Raw genomic sequence first — 16,273 nt, forward strand, 5'->3', positions numbered from 1 at the left:
AAAAAAAAACATACTTACTGCTCGAAAAAGAGATGGCTCGTCTTAAACAGACAAGGCCATCTCTTCATGGTTAAAATTGATTTAGTAAATCAACATAATCATTGTTAGTTGGATTAATTTCTACTGCCTTTTCAGCGTGAATTTTAGCATTTTCATAATCCTGTAGCTCAAGATAAACGAGGGCCAAATTATAATGGGCCTCATGGAATTTTGGATCTAACTCTAGTACCTTCAATAATGTTTTTTCCGCTTCATCCAAATGATTTAATTTGATTTCAGAATAGGATAAAAGGAAATAAATCTCTTCGGATGCATTTTCCTCTTGGGTGAACTCCGCTAATAAATCATATGCCTTTTCATAATCCTCATCTTCAATATATCCTTGAGCCGTTTCCCATACACCAACTTCACCCATCACTTTTGTCGGATGAGTAAAACCATATTGCAGTAATCCAATTGATAGAAGCAAGGTTAGGAGTAAAAAGCCAATCTGCATAAGTAACTTTTTCTTTTGTGGAAAGTGAACAATTCCTCCAGCTAAAAATCCGCCAATCAATCCACCGATATGTCCAGCATTATCGACATTAGAAACCGTAAATCCAAAAGCTAGATTTATGGCTAGAACCATAAAAAGATTTAATCCCATTGTTCGAAAAAATAGTTTTGGGTGGATTAACCCGAAATAAAGCAGGGCCCCAAAACAACCAAAGATAGCTCCACTTGCTCCTGCTGACAGGTGGGGACTCATGATAAAGCTAGCAACAGATCCTCCGAAGCCTGCAATCAAATAAATGATAAGAAACCTTACTCTCCCAAAAATTCTTTCGACAGTGGTCCCAATATAATACAATCCAATTGTATTCATCACTAAATGGAGAAATCCAATATGTAAAAAGATTGGTGTCAAAAATCGCCACCACTCACCTTCAAGGATAAGCGGATTAACCTTCGCTCCAAATTGGATAAGTGTACTTGTTGTCGTACTTCCCCCGAATAGTTCAAGCAGGAGAAACATTACAGCCTGAATTGCTATAAAAACGTATGTGAACAGAGGCTTACCTTGAGCAAATAACGCTCTTTCTTTTTTTACCTTGTTAACAGCTAGATCTAATGTATCTCTCTTTAAGCTTTCAATGACTTCTTCCTGAACCTCTTCATAGTCTTGAACATTAATACTCGTTCCAAGAAATTTAACTAAATGTTCTATTCTTTCATTTACTTGAGCTCGCTCAAGTAGCACGGAAGTGACAATGGTCTTCTTTCGAGTTGGCTCAACAAACGGTTTGTTAATTCGAAATTCATAATCATCCACTGGAGGATTAGAAGTGACATAGATATTAAGAACATTTAGTTCGCCTCTTGTCATCTGCTTGCGAATATTCTCTCCATTTATAACGGTTCTTTCAATATCCTTCTGTAACCAATTGCTCCAATCGATATTATAATTAAGCATACGAATGATTTGTGCTTCTTTATTTTCCCTTTTTTCTAGCCATAATTCCTTCTGATCTTGCGATAATGTAATATATCGATAATCCAGTTCGGAAATGAAAAAGTTCGCTAACTTCCAAAACACATAGTCCTCAGTATTCAACATTTCCCCTACTTTCATTTCTCCAAATAACACTTGTCTCTATGATTATATACAACTTTTTTCGAATAGAAAAAAGTTAGCTATATGTTTTTATAAAATAAGTCGTCTATTTCCATTTCGTGAGGTGGTCATTTATGGTGAAGAGCGTTCATGAGAACACTATCCTTTTACTACTTATCATTAGTGTCTTTATGAACCTTTCATGCGGACACTATCCCTTCACTACTTATCATTAGTGTCTTTATGAACTCGGCACGTGGACACTATCTCTTCGCTACTTATCATTAGTGTCTTCATGAACCCGGCATGCGGACACTATTCCTTTGCTACTTATCATTCATGTCTTTATGAACTCGGCATACGAACATGCCGCTCCCCCATTCTACTAAAACAAAAGCCAACAACAAAAGATCACATATAGCGATCTTTCATTGTTGGCTTATTTAACTACCGCACTGAATTAATATTGACTCTGACTCCTTGGTCCTCCTGAAAAAACAAGCTTCATCAACTTATTTTGCACAAATGGAATGCTCAAAAAAGAAGATACAAAAAATCTCCTTAGGAACCTCATTCCTAAAATGGCATTTAAAACTCGGAAGCGATTTTGGAGAATCCAATAGCCCCCTAGCGCAAGCAGTATAACAGAAAGTAACCGACTCATTTTTCATCCCTCCTATTTAACCATAGTTTGAGATGTTTTCCATTTTTTATCCGAAAAAATATGACAACCGTCTAATCTTTCTCCAACACAGGCTCCATTGTACTTTTTAAAACATTCACCGAATGATTGAACTTCGCTTTTTCTTCATCATCAAGCTTCAATTCAACTACTTCGCGTATTCCTTTGCGATTAACAACAGCAGGTACACCAATATAGACATCTTCATGTCCATATTCCCCATTTAAGTATGCGGAAACGGTTAAAACAGCATTCTCATTTTGTAGAATCGCCTTCGTCAGTCTCACTAAGCCCATCGCAATTCCATAATAGGTTGCACCTTTTCGTTCAATAATTTGATAAGCCGCATCACGGACATTCAAGAACAATTGGTCCAAGTCTTCTTGCTTATATTGCTCATTTTGTTCAAGCCATTCGGCGACAGTTATCCCAGCCACGTCCGCGCGACTCCAAACAGGAAGCTCTGTATCTCCATGCTCACCAATAATATAAGCATGGACATTGCGCGTATCAATATCAAAATATTCACCGAGTAAAAATCTAAATCGTGCCGTATCTAAAATGGTACCTGAACCGATAACCCGCTCTTTCGGGAATCCTGAAAACTTCCACACAACATAAGTTAAAATATCAACTGGGTTTGTAGCGACAAGAAATATCCCCTCAAATCCGCTAGCGACGATTTCATCAACTATTCCTTTAAAGATTCGAGTGTTTTTCTCGACAAGGTCCAATCTCGTTTCTCCTGGCTTTTGATTAGCTCCAGCACAGATGACAACCAAGTCAGCATCTTTGCAATCTGAATAATCTCCGAACCAGATTTTTGTAGGAGAAGGCGCGAATGGAATACCATGGTTTAGATCCATCGCATCCCCTTCAGATTTCTCTTTATTTAAATCCACTAAGACAAGCTCTTCGGTTACTCCTTGATTTAATAATGCAAAAGCATAGCTTGAACCGACAGCACCTGTCCCGACTAATACCACCCGATTGACACGATCACTCATTGAATCTCCTCCTTCAAATTACACATATAGTAAAGTATAAACAGCAAATCCTACAAGTGCTGCTATAAAACTTGATAAAAAGTTTACGAAGTCATTATTTAAGAACGAGAAACCTCTAGTCTTTTTCGTTTTATGACCACAGTGAACAGTTTTCTCTGTTTCTGAATGACACTGGGTACATTGATAAGAAGCTTGAAAAAAGGCACCCAAAAACGTATCGACGATATTCCCTAGAAACCCGAAAATAAAAATTAGAAATGCCAAGTCATAGCTGAGCTCAAAAAGGAAAAATGCTAGAAGCGCAATAAGGAGCGCACCAGATACTCCCGCGAACGTTCCTAACATACTTATAGCACCTGATGTACCATTTTCAGCAATTGAAAGGGTACGAATACTAATGGGTGCTTTCTTGCTGAGTGTGCCAATTTCCGATGCCCATGTATCCGAGTTGGAACTCGCGATAAAAATAGAGAAAAGGTAAATCCAAACTGGTTCAGGGGAAAAGTAGTAAAGCAGACTTACGACTGCAGCGCCCCCTCCGTTCGCGAACACTTGTTGCCAATCTCTTTGAGAACCCTTCGCATGCCTTTCTTCCACTTTATTCTTTTGCATTCTCTTATACTTCGACCAACAGCTTGATGTGACAAAAAAAACGCCTAGTAAAAATAAGCCTTGGATATGTAGACCCAACATAGTTAGTATTCCAACCATTGCCGCAGCAATACTCCCTGATATCGTCAAAAACCGAAAGGAATAGCCTAATACTACTGTGATCACGATAATGAGAAGATATATGTAGTTATCCATTTATTTCGAGGGTCTCCTCCTCCGTAATAATATTCTGGAGCAGTATATCATGACGTTCTACCGGAAGTGATGGAACGATTTGTTGTTGAAAGGCAAGTGCGATTTTTTTCCCTCCATACCCTTCCAAGTAACGGTCATAATACCCACCACCAAATCCTAGTCTTTCCCCACGTTTTGTAAAAGCAAGCCCTGGCACTATCATTAAATCGATATCCTTTTTTTCCACAGCGACGGTTATTTCTTCAATTGGCTCATATAGCCCATAAAAAACACTTTCTAGCTCATTAAAGGCCATTAAAGCTCTAAATACCATCGTTCTATCTGCTGGATAACATTTCGGTACCACAACTGTTTTTTTCTCTTCCCATGCCCTTCTAATGATTTGATATGTATCGACCTCAGGCATCCTCGATATTGTGATACTTATTGTATTAGCTTCTTTCCAAAAAGATTCAGCGAATAAACGCTGAGCAATTTGATAAGAACTATGCTCATAAACCGGTTTCGTGAAATCGGCTAAATGCTGCTGCATTTGTTTACGTATCTGCTTTTTCTCTTTCATATGGATGCCCCCATTTTATAAGTACAACCTTATTTTTTACATAAAAAAACAGTAGGAAATAAATTCCCACTGTTTACTTTGTTTCGCGGTGTGTAGTACTCTTTTTGTCTCTTGGGCAATATTTTTTTAGCTCAAGACGATCTGGATTGTTGCGTTTGTTTTTCTTAGAAATATAGTTACGCTCTCCACATTCTGTGCAAGCTAAAGTAATGTTTACACGCATGAATTTCCCTCCAAACTACTATCTAACTGTTATTTCACATACGACTTTTCTATAATACCATCTTTTTAGTGGAAATGCTAGTAGGTTTTTAAACGATTGCGCAACATCTGACACAAATGTCCCTGTTTTTATAAAATTCTTTGTCAAAAGTCGTTTTATGATAAAATATTCTTCGTATGATACTAACATGTATCGACAAGGTTCGCAAAAAAACAGAGGTGAAAAAATATGGACTATGTAATTCCAGGCTTAATTGTATTAGCCATTTTACTGTTGATCTTATCCTTTTTTCTAAAGGATCCATACAAAGAATTAAAAAATGAACTTGATCAATTTTCGATGCAGCAAATTCAGGACATGTACCAATTAAAAAGAAAAATTAAGATTTTAGAGGAGGAGCTATTAATGGATGATAGTGAGTTTAAAACAGCACCTGTCTTCAGCCCTTCAAATAAAAAGGAAATTCATGCGATTTTGAAAAACCAAGTATGGTCATTAGCGAAGCAAGGCTTAACGATTGAACAGATCGCCAAACAATCTTCGTTATCACCAGACGAAGTTCAAGCAATCATAACCGAGTTTACTTCAGGTGAACGCTATGAATAAAAGAAGTGTACGCTCATTTTCTATTGGTATTCTATTCGCTGCACTATTGATCTTTATTAGTGGGTTTGGAAAGGAAACGGATTTAAGCCTGAAGAAAGCAAAAGAAGTACTTAAAGATGAAGGATATGTTGTTGTTACAAAAGAAGATTACGCTAAGCTTTCAGCCGCTCAAACGAAAGAAGTTCCAGAAAAAACCGAGGAACAAAAAGTAGAAACAAAGGCTCCTGAAAAGGAAGAAGTAAAGGTTGTCCATTTTGCTCTAGAGATAACGAGCGGGATGAGTACCGGGGAGATTTCATCTAAATTAAAACAAGCAAATGTCTTAGATAATGAAAAAGAATTCGAGCAATTTCTTATTGAAAATGGCTACCATACCAAAGTTCAGGTCGGGACATTCGAACTGAATAGCGAGATGAACCATGAAGAGATTGCAAAAATAATAACTAAAAGCTAATGAAAAGAGGAAGTCAATTGAGACTTCCTCTTTTCTATTATTAGTCATTTAAATCATAATGTTTTCCTTTGACAAGGTAGAAGATGCTCTCGGCAATATTCGTTACATGGTCAGCCGCTCTTTCTAAGTAACGAGAAACAAATGATAGCTGTACGATCTGATCCATTCTATCTGGTTGATTTCTGTTGATTTCTAATAATTCACGAATCGTTTCACCATATAAATCATCCACTTTATCGTCCATTGCTGCTACATTTTTGGCAATGACAACGTCTTCCTCACGAAACGCACGTAAAGACTCTTGTAGCATCTCAGACGTAATTTGATACATTTCTTTTACATGAACGATTGGCTTTACATGCTCTTCTTTGCCAATTCTAATGGTCGATTTTGCAACGTTAACGGCAAAATCAGCAATACGTTCAATATCAGTGGCAATCTTAATAGCAACAATGATTCTTCGTAAATCAATTGCTACAGGTGCTTGCTTGGCAATGAGAAGGATCGCAAAGTCGTTAATTTCTTCATATAAGACATCAACCGCTGTGTCACCATCCATAATTTCTAACGCTAACTCAATATTTTTTGTTTCTAACGCCTCTATGGATTTTCCAAGTGCAACATCTGCTAAACGACCAAGCTCTATCAGCTTGGATTGTAGATCATCTAAGTCTAGCTGAAATTTTTCACGTACCACCAATAGTTACATCTCCCATTCAATTTAAAATTATTATCCGAAACGACCTGTAATATAATCCTCTGTACGCTTATCAGAAGGATTTGAGAAAATTTTATTCGTATTGTCGAATTCAACCACTTCTCCGTTTAAGAAAAAGGCTGTTTTATCTGAAATACGAGCAGCCTGTTGCATATTATGGGTTACGATAATGATACTGTAATCCTTTTTAAGCTCTTGTACAAGCTCTTCAATTTTCAATGTTGAAATTGGATCAAGGGCCGATGTTGGCTCATCCATTAAAATGACATCCGGCTCAATCGCTAAGCAGCGTGCAAGACAAATTCTTTGTTGCTGACCACCAGAAAGACCATAGGCATTTTCATGAAGTCTGTCTTTTACTTCATCCCAAATAGCTGCTCCTCGTAGACTCTTTTCCACAATTTCATCCAGGATTTTTTTATTTCGTATGCCATGAATTCTTGGTCCATAGGCAATATTATCGTAAATAGATTTTGGGAATGGATTCGGCTTTTGGAACACCATTCCTACATGAGTTCTTAAGTTTTCAACCTTGTAGGATTTCTCTAAAATATTTTTTTCTCGATACAAAATTTCACCTGAAACCTTGACGACTGGAATCAGTTCAACCATTCGATTTAAAGTTTTAATAAACGTTGATTTACCACAGCCCGAAGGTCCGATAATCGCAGTAACTTCATTTTCATAAATTTCAAGATTGATGCTCTTTAAAGCTTGATCTTCTCCGTACCAAAGGTTTAAATCCTTCGTCTGAAAAACTGTATTTTTATCAGATTGATTATGAACTGATGAAGTTCCCGATACATCACTTACGAAACTATTTTTATTAGGTGTAATCACAGTCATTTGTTCATTCCTCCATTAATATCTCTTTTGAAACTTATTTCGAATAATGATTGCAACTGAATTCATCAAGAATAAAAGTACTAATAGTACAACAATTGTTGCTGCTGCAAGATTTGCGTATTCAGCAACGAGTGCCGCGTCGATTGTCCAGTAATAAATTTGTAGTGGCATAACCGTAAATTTATCGAAGATTCCATCTGGTAATGGAAGCAATAAAGCTGGTATTCCTAACACTACTAATGGTGCAGTTTCTCCAATCGCACGTGAAAGAGCTAATATAACTCCTGTTAAAATACCTGGTAAAGCAGCAGGCAAGACAACATTTTTAATTGTTTGCCATTTTGTTGCCCCCATACCATAAGAAGCATCTCTCAGGAATTGTGGTACTGCACGAATCGCCTCTTGTGCACTTACAACAACGACAGGTAACACAAGGAGTGCCATTGTCAATCCACCTGCCAATACCACTGCACCCATCCCTAAACCTCTGACAAATACCGTCAATCCGAGTAGACCAAAAACAATAGAAGGTACCCCAGCAAGATTAGAAATATTGATTTGTATGAAAGCTTGGAAACGGCCCTTCTTTGCATACTCTTCTAAATAAATGGCAGTTCCTACACCTAATATAAAGGTTATTGGAGCAACAACGAGCATTAACCAAAAAGTACCCGAAATGGCCCCCATAATTCCTGCTCTTTCTGCATCTGTTGACAACTTACTCGTAAGAAAATCGAAATCAATCCAACCTATACTGTCCGTAACAACGCGATAAATGAGAATAACAAGGACTACCAGACCAACTAATGTAGCAAGAAAAAACAATCTTTTTGCTAAGTTATTTAGGACTAATCGGGAGCCTAATTTTTTCTGTACTTGTTCCGCATCAATGTATTTCATAATTAGTACTCCTCCCTAAATTTACGAGAAATATACTGGGCAATTAAATTCATAATGAGAGTAAACACAAACAATGTCATCGCTACAGCATAGAGACTGTAGTATAGAGTGGAACCAGCTGGAGCATCTCCACCAGTAACTTCTACGATATAGGCTGTCATTGTTTGCATCGATTGCGTAAGATCAAAGGTAAAGTTTTTCGAGCTTCCACTTGCAATAGTAACAATCATCGTTTCACCAATAGCCCGTGAAATTCCAAGTACAAAGGAAGCAACGATACCAGAAATAGCTGCAGGTACAACAACCTTCCATGTTACTTCTAATTTTGTCGCTCCGAGTCCCAATGCTCCTTCTCTCATCGCATTTGGAACAGCACTAAGAGCATCTTCTGATAAAGATGCCACCATCGGAATGATCATGATCCCCATCACGATCCCGGGGCTAAGAATATTCGTTGGATCTAATTCTGGAATTATTGCTCTTAAAATCGGAGTAACGAAAGTTAAAGCAAAAAATCCATAAACAATCGTCGGAATACCTGCAAGTATTTCTAATATCGGTTTAACTATTCTTCTTACCTTCTCCGACGCATATTCACTTAAATAAATCGCCGTCATTAATCCAATTGGAATAGCAACAATCATCGCTATAATTGAAGACATGAATGTCCCCATAAGAAGAGGCAACACACCAAATTGAGCATTTTCCCCAAGTGGTTTTAGAACCGTCCCTGTGAAAAATTCAATAAAAGGTACATCTTTAAAAAACTCAATTGTCTCAGCAAGTAATGTGATTAAAATACCCGCTGTCGTTAGAATGGAGATAACAGCAATAATCAATAATATTTTGGGAATAAGTGTTTCTACAATATTTGAAAAAGAAACAGATTGTTTATTTTCTTCGATCATTTTTCTGATGCTAACGTTTTTTTCTCTATCTTTGCTAATTGTTTTATCCAAAATCATTTTCTCCTTCCAGAAACTGACCCTTTTTAATGAGAAGAAGTATTTCTTATTTTTATGATATTTATCGCAATATTCTTTCTATAACACCAAAGCATACAGGGCTCTTTTCTCAGCATTAAATTTTCGCAGCTCAGTTGGCGAAATTTTTTTGGAGAAAAGAGCCTACTTTTATAAATGCGTAAGAAGACGAGAAGAGTTTCACCCCTTCTCATCTTCTAAATTCAATTATTTTAATCCGTTTAAAGCATCAAGTGAAGCTTGAATTTCTTCATCTGTTAAAGGAGCAAATCCAGTTTCAGCTGCTACGTCTTGAGCATTTTCAATTACATACTTAGCGTAATCTAAAACTTGTGGTTTCTCCTTCGCCATATTTACATTAAGGTAAGTAAATACTGGACGTGTGAATGGGCTATAACCGAATTCTTCACTTTCACCGATTGTATCTAAAGCTGGAGCAACTGGACCATTTCCGAAGTCAACACTTACAGCTGCAAGCTTGTCTTTGTTACTGTCATAGTATCCATATCCAAAGAATGCGATAGCATTTTTATCTTTTGATACTAAGTCAACTAAGATTGAATACTCTTGTTGAAGGTTGATATCAGCATCTAAATCTTGCTCTTCAAGAATGTTTTCCCAGAAGAATTCATATGTTCCGTGGTTTTCATTTGGTCCTAATTTTGTGATAGGCTCATTTGGAAACTCAGGACGAACATCAGACCAATTTTTAAGACCTTTGCTGTCTAAGAAGATGTTTTTAACTTCTTCAGCAGTTAATTCTTTAGCCCAATCGTTTTCTGGGTTAATGACAAATGTTAAACCATCTAATGCAACTTTTAATTCTTGAACTTCGATTCCTAATTCGTCAGCAGAAGCCTTTTCTTCATCTTTAATTGAGCGAGAAGCGTCATTGAAATCTGTTCCGCCTTCTTCAACTAAGAATTTTTTGAATCCTGCAGAAGTACCAGCACGACCAACTTCAACAGAAACATTTTCTTGAGCGTTTGTCATATAGTTTTCAGCCATTTTAGCCATGAATGGATATACAGTACCTGATCCGTCAATAACTACACTGCCTTCTAATTCTGCTGCTTCTTCAGTGTTTCCATTTCCACCATCTGTTGTTTCTTCATTCTCTTCAGTATCGTTACCGCAAGCAGCAGCGAATACCATTAGAGCTGCTAGGATAAAAAATAAACCTAGTTTCTTAAGACTTTTCATTTTTCTTTTTCCCCCTAAGAGTGGTTGTTTTGTCCTACAAGATTTATAATAAAGCTTCTCTGTAAATAGCGTTTTAATGAATTGTAAAGGTTTTGTAAATATGCATCGAATAAGAATAAAATTCGTCGAATATTGAAATGATCAACTTCCTTGCTAATTTCAATGGCTACACATTTATTAATATGTCCCTAAATAGAAAATAAAAAAGCCGACTTTCAATTTTGAAAGACGACTTTTTTATTTTCTTTATTCTTCTGTTTGTTCTTGTTGTTCTTGTTGTTCTTCTTGTCCTGTTTCTGTTCCTTCAGCTGCCCCATTATCCGTAGTTGAAGGACTTGCTAATTTGCTTTCTTCTCTTGACTTTTTCAAATCAAAATAAGCATCAAGAGCTCTTCTTGCTATATTGTAGTTGGCTGTGTGTCCACTATGTCCTTCATAGGCCCATGGTACAACAACTGCGATAGCAACTTCTGGATTATCATGTGGTGCATAGCCAATAAAGCTTAAATTCATTACTTCTACTGGATTCTTGAAATTCTTTCGTAAAGGTCCATCGTAGAATCCTTGTGCAGTTCCTGATTTTCCAGCTGCTAAATAATCGGCACCTCGGAATTTACTGTAAGCTGTGCCTTCAGGGTTCTGTACTACTTGACGGAAACCTTCATGAATATTTTCCATCCAACCTTCTTCAAGATTAATACGGTTTAATACTTTCGGCTGAATTTCTTTGATTATAGGTCCTAATTCATTCGTTTCTTCCAATGGAGAATGGATTTCCTTTACCATACGTGGCTGAATACGATATCCACCGTTGGCAATAGTCGATACATACTGAGCCAATTGCATTGGGGTATACGTATCATACTGACCAATTGATAAGAAGAGTAATTGGGCTGGCGTTTTTTCCGGTCCTACGTATCCAGTCGACTCATTTGGCAGGTCAATACCCGTAGAGGAACCTAAACCAAATTGAGCAAAAGATTGCCGAATCGTATCGAAAGCCTTTGTGTTAATTGGTAAAGCTTTATTAGGTCGATAATGTCCTTCCCCGATTGCAATGGCCGTTTTAAACATGTAAACGTTCGATGAAACACGAAGAGCACGGATATCGCTTGTATTTCCAAAGTTTTTCCAAGAACTTATTTCCTTGGAACCCGCAATGTGTAACGGTTCGTCGTAAAAGACAGTTCCTGGCTTGATTACACCCGTTTGATAACCAGTTAAAATAGTTGCACCTTTTACCGTTGATCCAACGTTATAAGAGGTTGAAATATTTCCAAGTGCAAAATCCTGCATTTCGGTTTTTCCAGTTTCACTATCTTTCACTAACTGTTTACCAGCCATTGTTAAGACATCCCCCGAATTCGGGTCCATCATGACAACAAATGCTCGATCCAATAAACTTGTTCTACCAGATGATTTTGCATTTCTTAATTCCTCTTCAACAACTTTTTCAACCTCAAGCTGTAGATCCATATCAATAGTTAGAACGAGGTCTTTTCCTCTTTCACCTTCAGAGATAACTTCTGTTTCAACTACTTTTCCTGACTTGTCGGTAACATTCTTCACTTTTGCTTTTTGTCCATGAAGAACCTCTTCATATTGCTTCTCGATATAACTTTTTCCAACACGATCATTACGGTTATACCCGCGTGCCATATAGTAATCGAGTTGTTCTTTCGGAATCCCTTCATCCGAATCTGTTACTTTTCCGAGAACAGTCTTCAATGTACTGCCAAATGCATAAGATCTCTCCCAATCGGTTGTAGTATCAACCCCAGGAAGATATTGTAGATTTTCACTAACGAGCGCGAATTCTTTTTGCGTAACATCTTCATTTTTCACAATTTGCGGGGTTAAAGCATAGCCGCTATTAAAAGCACGATAAATAGCTAGAATTTCTAAGTCGTCTGCAGTTAGTTCACTTAATTCCTTTTCGGTAATACGTTCTAGCTGCAGGTTATAAATCTTTTTATCATATTCTTTTGTTTCTAATTCTTCTTTTAGCTTTTCTTTCTCTTTTTCCGATACCTTCTTTGTGGCACGTTCAGGGTTTAAAAGAATCCAATAGTCCTTCTTGTCCCGTTCTTGAACTTTATCTGGCTTCAACTCGATTAGTTTCGCTAATTTTTTCGCAACATCCAGCATTTCATCCTGACTAGCACCAAAATTGGTATATGTAATCGCATTTTTCGGTGTATTATCAACGATAACCTTTCCATTACGGTCATACATTTTCCCTCTTGGAACAGGATTATTTACCGTGATATCCTCCGTTCTTTCAATTTCTCGCTTATAATCATCTCCGTACACAATTTGTACAACCCCAAGACGGAGGATTAAAACAGAAAAAAGAAAAAACACAATAAAAAATAATAAATTTAAACGAACAGGTATTATTCTCTTTTTCTTTTTTTCACTCTTATTAACCAATGTTTTTACCCACTTCCCAGATGCTTTCTTACAATACTATTTATTTTATAGCAAACGTCCCTAAATTTCTATTGTGACACAACAAAAAGATTTTTCCAAAGGAAAAGGAAAGGCAGCAAAACCTTTCCATTCATTGGGAGAATTCTATTTTTCGAACAAAGAAGTAAATCAACGTATGTCCAGCACCGAGAATTAGTAAAATGATTGGGGTGATTTTCTCTGGGTCAAAAAAAGCTATGCCAATGAGGAACAAAATTATGGAGGCAGCTCTTCCTGCGTTTAAATATATTTCCCTTACAACAATATACTCAATTCTCATTTCAGCAGCTTTCCAGCCACTTCCGATGACGTCATAGGTCATGGATATATACGGGACAAGTAATAAGGGGTAGGCAACTGCAATAATTCCAGCGTAAATAAGTAGCTTCATGTAAGTTGGTTCAAAGACAATTACGAATATCGATAAGTATAGAATGATTCCGCCAATGAGAATCGCTTTTTTTCGCATGTCTTTTTTGACCATCTTTGAAACCACATAGTATGCAATAAAAGATATTCCGGAATTAATTAACCCAAAGGTTCCCAGAGAGAGCTCACTTCCTGTCGAAATAAATACAAACACAGAAATGATGAAGGCAAAGGTACCTTCACGAAACCCTTGGAAAAAATTAGCGTTCGTAATCAGACTCCAGTTTCGATTTTCTTTTCGTTCTTTGAGGATACGAACAAAATAATATTTCCCCTTCGCTGGCCTTCTTTTGATAAAAAAGCTTAAAAATACAGCAAGAGAAAATAAGACAAGAGAAATACCAAAGACAATTGAATATCCCACCATTTTATTCATTTTCGCAATGATAAATCCAGCAGCAATCGGTCCTATCATCCCACCAACGGAGGACAAGATTCCTAAAAAACCGTTAAAAAAATCTCTCGATTCTGGTTCAGTGATTTCGAAGGTTAACACATTGTAAGCAAGCCAGTAGAATCCATAACCGATTCCTAATAATCCACCAAGAAGAAGTAAAAATTTTGAAGCACTCGTTCCTATTAAAAGGACTGTCAAATAAAATAGGGCTAAAAAAATGACACCGATTCTAAATACAATCACTCTGTCAATTTTTTTGGCCCACCTACCTGCTAGGATAAAGGTAATCGGTTGCATAATGACGACAGCTAAGTTATACATTCCCAAATCTGAAAACTCACCTGATTGCTTCCATAAATAAATATTTACGAATGTATTTGATAACGCAACACTTAACGAATACAAACCACCAATGATCAGTAACAGTGTCAAATCTTTAGTTAATTCTACATCTCCAAGCATTTTACGCATAAAAAAACTCCCCTTTATATCTAGGGGTAGTTTCTAACAAAAACAAGTTCGTTATTCACTTTTAATTGTTTTGTGGATTTTTTTAACGTCCAAAGTATTTTGAAAGAAAACATAAAAAAAGCAAAGGGATAAATCCCTCTGCTTTTAAAAATCTTCTTATTTTGCAGCACTGTAAAGTTTAGCAACTTCATCCCAATTTACTACATTCCAGAAAGCACCGATGTAGTCTGGGCGACGGTTTTGATAATTTAGGTAGTAAGCATGCTCCCAAACATCAAGTCCAAGAACTGGAGTCTTACCTTCCATTAATGGAGAGTCTTGGTTTGGAGTGCTAGTTACTTCTAATTCACCATTGTTAACTACTAGCCAAGCCCAACCAGAACCAAAGCGTGTTGTAGCAGCCTTTGTGAATTCAGCTTTGAAGTTATCTAAGCTTCCAAATTTGCTGTTAATTGCGTCAGCTAATTCTCCAGTAGGAGCTCCGCCACCATTTGGAGAAAGGATTGTCCAGAATAAAGAATGGTTAGCATGTCCACCACCATTGTTACGTACAGCAGTACGTGCAGCTTCTGGAACAGCATCTAAATTAGCAACAACTTCTTCAACTGATTTAGAAAGAAGTTCAACGTTACCTTCTAATGCAGCATTTAAATTAGTCACATAAGTGTTGTGGTGTTTTGTGTGGTGAATATTCATTGTTTCTTTGTCGATATGCGGTTCTAATGCGTCATAAGCGTAAGGTAATTGTGGTAATTCAAAAGCCATGATTCATTTCCTCCCTATGTATCCTATAGTTTTTTAGAAGCATTCTTAGACTCATTATGAATTAAAAATGTTTCTAATGTGATTAAGTTAAGATTACCAAAACTGAATTATTGTTTCAAATAATTTGTCTTTTCGTAACCATAACTATAATAACCATTCCACTTATTTAGTATTCCACACCTAAAGCCAAATTCCTTTTTAATTTCAGCATAAAGTTCGATAATTTGTCATGAATCTACTAACCCATATATAGCAACGATTAAGGCATTAAATACCGTATCAATAGAGGTTTTCAAGGACTAGGTGATATTGACAGTCGAGCCGATAGTTGCGATATTTTAAGTAAGTGAAGAATATCACAATCTGTTTTAAAAAAATACGTAATTCATTAGGAGTGGTATTTATGAATGAGCTATCCCTATCTTTGTACAGTTTACTCATACAAGAGTTTGTTGATAAAGAAACAATTCAAAAATATAAAGCTGGAACGATACTTTTTAATGAAAGTGATTCTGTCGACTACATGTTCATCCTATTGCGTGGAAGTGTCTCGCTCGGACGTGTTCATGTAAAAGGAAAGGAGTTCATTCTCAAAATCCTTTCCGGAGAAGAGCTACTGATTGAATATCAACTCTATAAACAACAGCCTAAATACCACTTTTACGCAAAAACACTTTCAGATTGTGAAATGTTGATGATCAAACGAACTGATTTTGAACGATTTGTTCAAAAGGATCCGGTAGCTCAAAACGCTTTATCATCTTGGCTAAGTACGCGATATTTAAAAGCGCAAATGAAATGCCAGGATTTAATGATGAATGGAAAAAAAGGCGGACTTTATTCCATCATAATACGATTATGCAATAGTTATGGAATTATGACTGATGAAGGAATATTAATTGATCTTCCGCTGACCCACCAAGAGCTCGCGAATTTCACTTACGGAACACGTGAAGTCATACAACGTATGTTAAAAGAGCTGCGAGAAAAGGATGTTATTGCTTATAATCAACAACGATTGGTCGTCAAAAATATTAGCTATCTAAAGGACACTGTCGATTGTCAAAACTGTCCTTATGAAATATGCGGGATAAATTAATGAAAGCAGCTGTTCCAATGGATGTCATCTTACTCCATTTGGAACAGCTTTTATT

At 36.7% G+C, this 16,273-nt stretch carries 17 protein-coding genes; 3 read left to right on the forward strand and 14 right to left on the reverse strand.

Features of this window, described 5'->3' with window-relative positions:
• Positions 1-70 precede the first annotated feature (70 nt).
• The 6 genes from FA727_RS10345 to rpmG form a co-directional block, all read right to left on the reverse strand.
• The gene (locus tag FA727_RS10345) at positions 71-1,612 is read right to left on the reverse strand and encodes a rhomboid family intramembrane serine protease (protein WP_246041770.1); all 1,542 of its coding nucleotides are present in this window, start codon (positions 1,610-1,612) and stop codon (positions 71-73) included.
• Between the two features lie 442 nt (positions 1,613-2,054).
• Positions 2,055-2,258: a protein YqgO gene (gene yqgO, locus FA727_RS25475; protein WP_136830805.1), complete on the reverse strand. Its 204-nt coding sequence runs from the start codon at positions 2,256-2,258 to the stop codon at positions 2,055-2,057.
• A gap of 71 nt (positions 2,259-2,329) precedes the next feature.
• Positions 2,330-3,283 carry an L-lactate dehydrogenase gene (locus tag FA727_RS10355; protein WP_136830806.1) on the reverse strand — a complete coding sequence of 318 codons (954 nt, stop codon included), beginning with the start codon at positions 3,281-3,283 and terminating at the stop codon, positions 2,330-2,332.
• Between the two features lie 18 nt (positions 3,284-3,301).
• The gene (locus FA727_RS10360; RefSeq protein WP_136830807.1) at positions 3,302-4,090 is read right to left on the reverse strand and encodes a DUF92 domain-containing protein; all 789 of its coding nucleotides are present in this window, start codon (positions 4,088-4,090) and stop codon (positions 3,302-3,304) included.
• Positions 4,083-4,652: a 5-formyltetrahydrofolate cyclo-ligase gene (locus FA727_RS10365; RefSeq protein ID WP_136830808.1), complete on the reverse strand. Its 570-nt coding sequence runs from the start codon at positions 4,650-4,652 to the stop codon at positions 4,083-4,085. The genes FA727_RS10360 and FA727_RS10365 overlap by 8 nt, the downstream gene beginning before the upstream one ends.
• Before the next feature lie 73 nt (positions 4,653-4,725).
• Positions 4,726-4,875: a 50S ribosomal protein L33 gene (gene rpmG, locus FA727_RS10370; RefSeq protein ID WP_019154508.1), complete on the reverse strand. Its 150-nt coding sequence runs from the start codon at positions 4,873-4,875 to the stop codon at positions 4,726-4,728.
• Between the two features lie 228 nt (positions 4,876-5,103).
• On the opposite strand from rpmG, the gene FA727_RS10375 reads away from it, so the two are divergent.
• Both FA727_RS10375 and FA727_RS10380 read left to right on the forward strand, forming a co-directional pair.
• A complete protein-coding gene (locus tag FA727_RS10375; protein ID WP_136830809.1) occupies positions 5,104-5,481 on the forward strand; it encodes a hypothetical protein in 378 nt (125 codons plus the stop codon).
• The gene (locus FA727_RS10380) at positions 5,474-5,935 is read left to right on the forward strand and encodes an endolytic transglycosylase MltG (RefSeq protein ID WP_136830810.1); all 462 of its coding nucleotides are present in this window, start codon (positions 5,474-5,476) and stop codon (positions 5,933-5,935) included. Before FA727_RS10375 ends, FA727_RS10380 begins: the two co-directional genes overlap by 8 nt.
• Positions 5,936-5,975: 40 nt before the next feature.
• On the opposite strand, the gene phoU is transcribed toward FA727_RS10380, so the two are convergent.
• The 8 genes from phoU to sodA all read right to left on the reverse strand — a co-directional run bounded on the left by phoU (position 5,976) and on the right by sodA (position 15,119).
• On the reverse strand, positions 5,976-6,635 hold the full coding sequence (gene phoU, locus FA727_RS10385) for a phosphate signaling complex protein PhoU (RefSeq protein WP_136830811.1): 660 nt from the start codon (positions 6,633-6,635) through the stop codon (positions 5,976-5,978).
• A gap of 30 nt (positions 6,636-6,665) precedes the next feature.
• On the reverse strand, positions 6,666-7,499 hold the full coding sequence (gene pstB, locus FA727_RS10390) for a phosphate ABC transporter ATP-binding protein PstB (protein WP_136830812.1): 834 nt from the start codon (positions 7,497-7,499) through the stop codon (positions 6,666-6,668).
• A gap of 15 nt (positions 7,500-7,514) precedes the next feature.
• A complete protein-coding gene (pstA, locus tag FA727_RS10395; RefSeq protein ID WP_136830813.1) occupies positions 7,515-8,399 on the reverse strand; it encodes a phosphate ABC transporter permease PstA in 885 nt (294 codons plus the stop codon).
• 2 nt (positions 8,400-8,401) lie between these two features.
• Positions 8,402-9,307, reverse strand: a complete 906-nt coding sequence (gene pstC / locus FA727_RS10400) for a phosphate ABC transporter permease subunit PstC (protein ID WP_246041816.1) — start codon at positions 9,305-9,307, stop codon at positions 8,402-8,404.
• Positions 9,308-9,589: 282 nt separating this feature from the next.
• Complete coding sequence (locus FA727_RS10405) at positions 9,590-10,585, reverse strand: PstS family phosphate ABC transporter substrate-binding protein (protein ID WP_136830815.1); 996 nt, start codon at positions 10,583-10,585, stop codon at positions 9,590-9,592.
• Between the two features lie 246 nt (positions 10,586-10,831).
• Positions 10,832-13,018: a peptidoglycan D,D-transpeptidase FtsI family protein gene (locus FA727_RS10410; protein ID WP_136830816.1), complete on the reverse strand. Its 2,187-nt coding sequence runs from the start codon at positions 13,016-13,018 to the stop codon at positions 10,832-10,834.
• 130 nt (positions 13,019-13,148) lie between these two features.
• The gene (locus FA727_RS10415) at positions 13,149-14,354 is read right to left on the reverse strand and encodes an MFS transporter (protein ID WP_136830817.1); all 1,206 of its coding nucleotides are present in this window, start codon (positions 14,352-14,354) and stop codon (positions 13,149-13,151) included.
• A gap of 156 nt (positions 14,355-14,510) precedes the next feature.
• Positions 14,511-15,119: a superoxide dismutase SodA gene (gene sodA / locus FA727_RS10420; protein ID WP_136830818.1), complete on the reverse strand. Its 609-nt coding sequence runs from the start codon at positions 15,117-15,119 to the stop codon at positions 14,511-14,513.
• 403 nt (positions 15,120-15,522) lie between these two features.
• Here sodA and FA727_RS10425 point away from each other — a divergent pair, with 403 nt between their 5' ends.
• Complete coding sequence (locus FA727_RS10425) at positions 15,523-16,218, forward strand: Crp/Fnr family transcriptional regulator (RefSeq protein ID WP_136830819.1); 696 nt, start codon at positions 15,523-15,525, stop codon at positions 16,216-16,218.
• The last annotated feature ends 55 nt before the right edge of the window (positions 16,219-16,273 follow it).

Origin of the sequence: Robertmurraya kyonggiensis (assembly GCF_005116465.1) — a bacterium.
In the GTDB taxonomy this organism is placed as follows: Bacteria; Bacillota; Bacilli; order Bacillales; family Cytobacillaceae; genus Robertmurraya; species Robertmurraya kyonggiensis.

Coding starts and splice junctions, on each gene's coding strand:
- FA727_RS10345 (WP_246041770.1), bottom strand. CDS start 1,612: ATGAAAGTAGGGGAAATGTTGAATACTGAGGACTATGTGTTTTGGAAG.
- yqgO (WP_136830805.1), bottom strand. CDS start 2,258: ATGAGTCGGTTACTTTCTGTTATACTGCTTGCGCTAGGGGGCTATTGG.
- FA727_RS10355 (WP_136830806.1), bottom strand. CDS start 3,283: ATGAGTGATCGTGTCAATCGGGTGGTATTAGTCGGGACAGGTGCTGTC.
- FA727_RS10360 (WP_136830807.1), bottom strand. CDS start 4,090: ATGGATAACTACATATATCTTCTCATTATCGTGATCACAGTAGTATTA.
- FA727_RS10365 (WP_136830808.1), bottom strand. CDS start 4,652: ATGAAAGAGAAAAAGCAGATACGTAAACAAATGCAGCAGCATTTAGCC.
- rpmG (WP_019154508.1), bottom strand. CDS start 4,875: ATGCGTGTAAACATTACTTTAGCTTGCACAGAATGTGGAGAGCGTAAC.
- FA727_RS10375 (WP_136830809.1), top strand. CDS start 5,104: ATGGACTATGTAATTCCAGGCTTAATTGTATTAGCCATTTTACTGTTG.
- FA727_RS10380 (WP_136830810.1), top strand. CDS start 5,474: ATGAATAAAAGAAGTGTACGCTCATTTTCTATTGGTATTCTATTCGCT.
- pstB (WP_136830812.1), bottom strand. CDS start 7,499: ATGACTGTGATTACACCTAATAAAAATAGTTTCGTAAGTGATGTATCG.
- pstA (WP_136830813.1), bottom strand. CDS start 8,399: ATGAAATACATTGATGCGGAACAAGTACAGAAAAAATTAGGCTCCCGA.
- pstC (WP_246041816.1), bottom strand. CDS start 9,307: ATGATCGAAGAAAATAAACAATCTGTTTCTTTTTCAAATATTGTAGAA.
- FA727_RS10405 (WP_136830815.1), bottom strand. CDS start 10,585: ATGAAAAGTCTTAAGAAACTAGGTTTATTTTTTATCCTAGCAGCTCTA.
- FA727_RS10415 (WP_136830817.1), bottom strand. CDS start 14,354: ATGCGTAAAATGCTTGGAGATGTAGAATTAACTAAAGATTTGACACTG.
- sodA (WP_136830818.1), bottom strand. CDS start 15,119: ATGGCTTTTGAATTACCACAATTACCTTACGCTTATGACGCATTAGAA.
- FA727_RS10425 (WP_136830819.1), top strand. CDS start 15,523: ATGAATGAGCTATCCCTATCTTTGTACAGTTTACTCATACAAGAGTTT.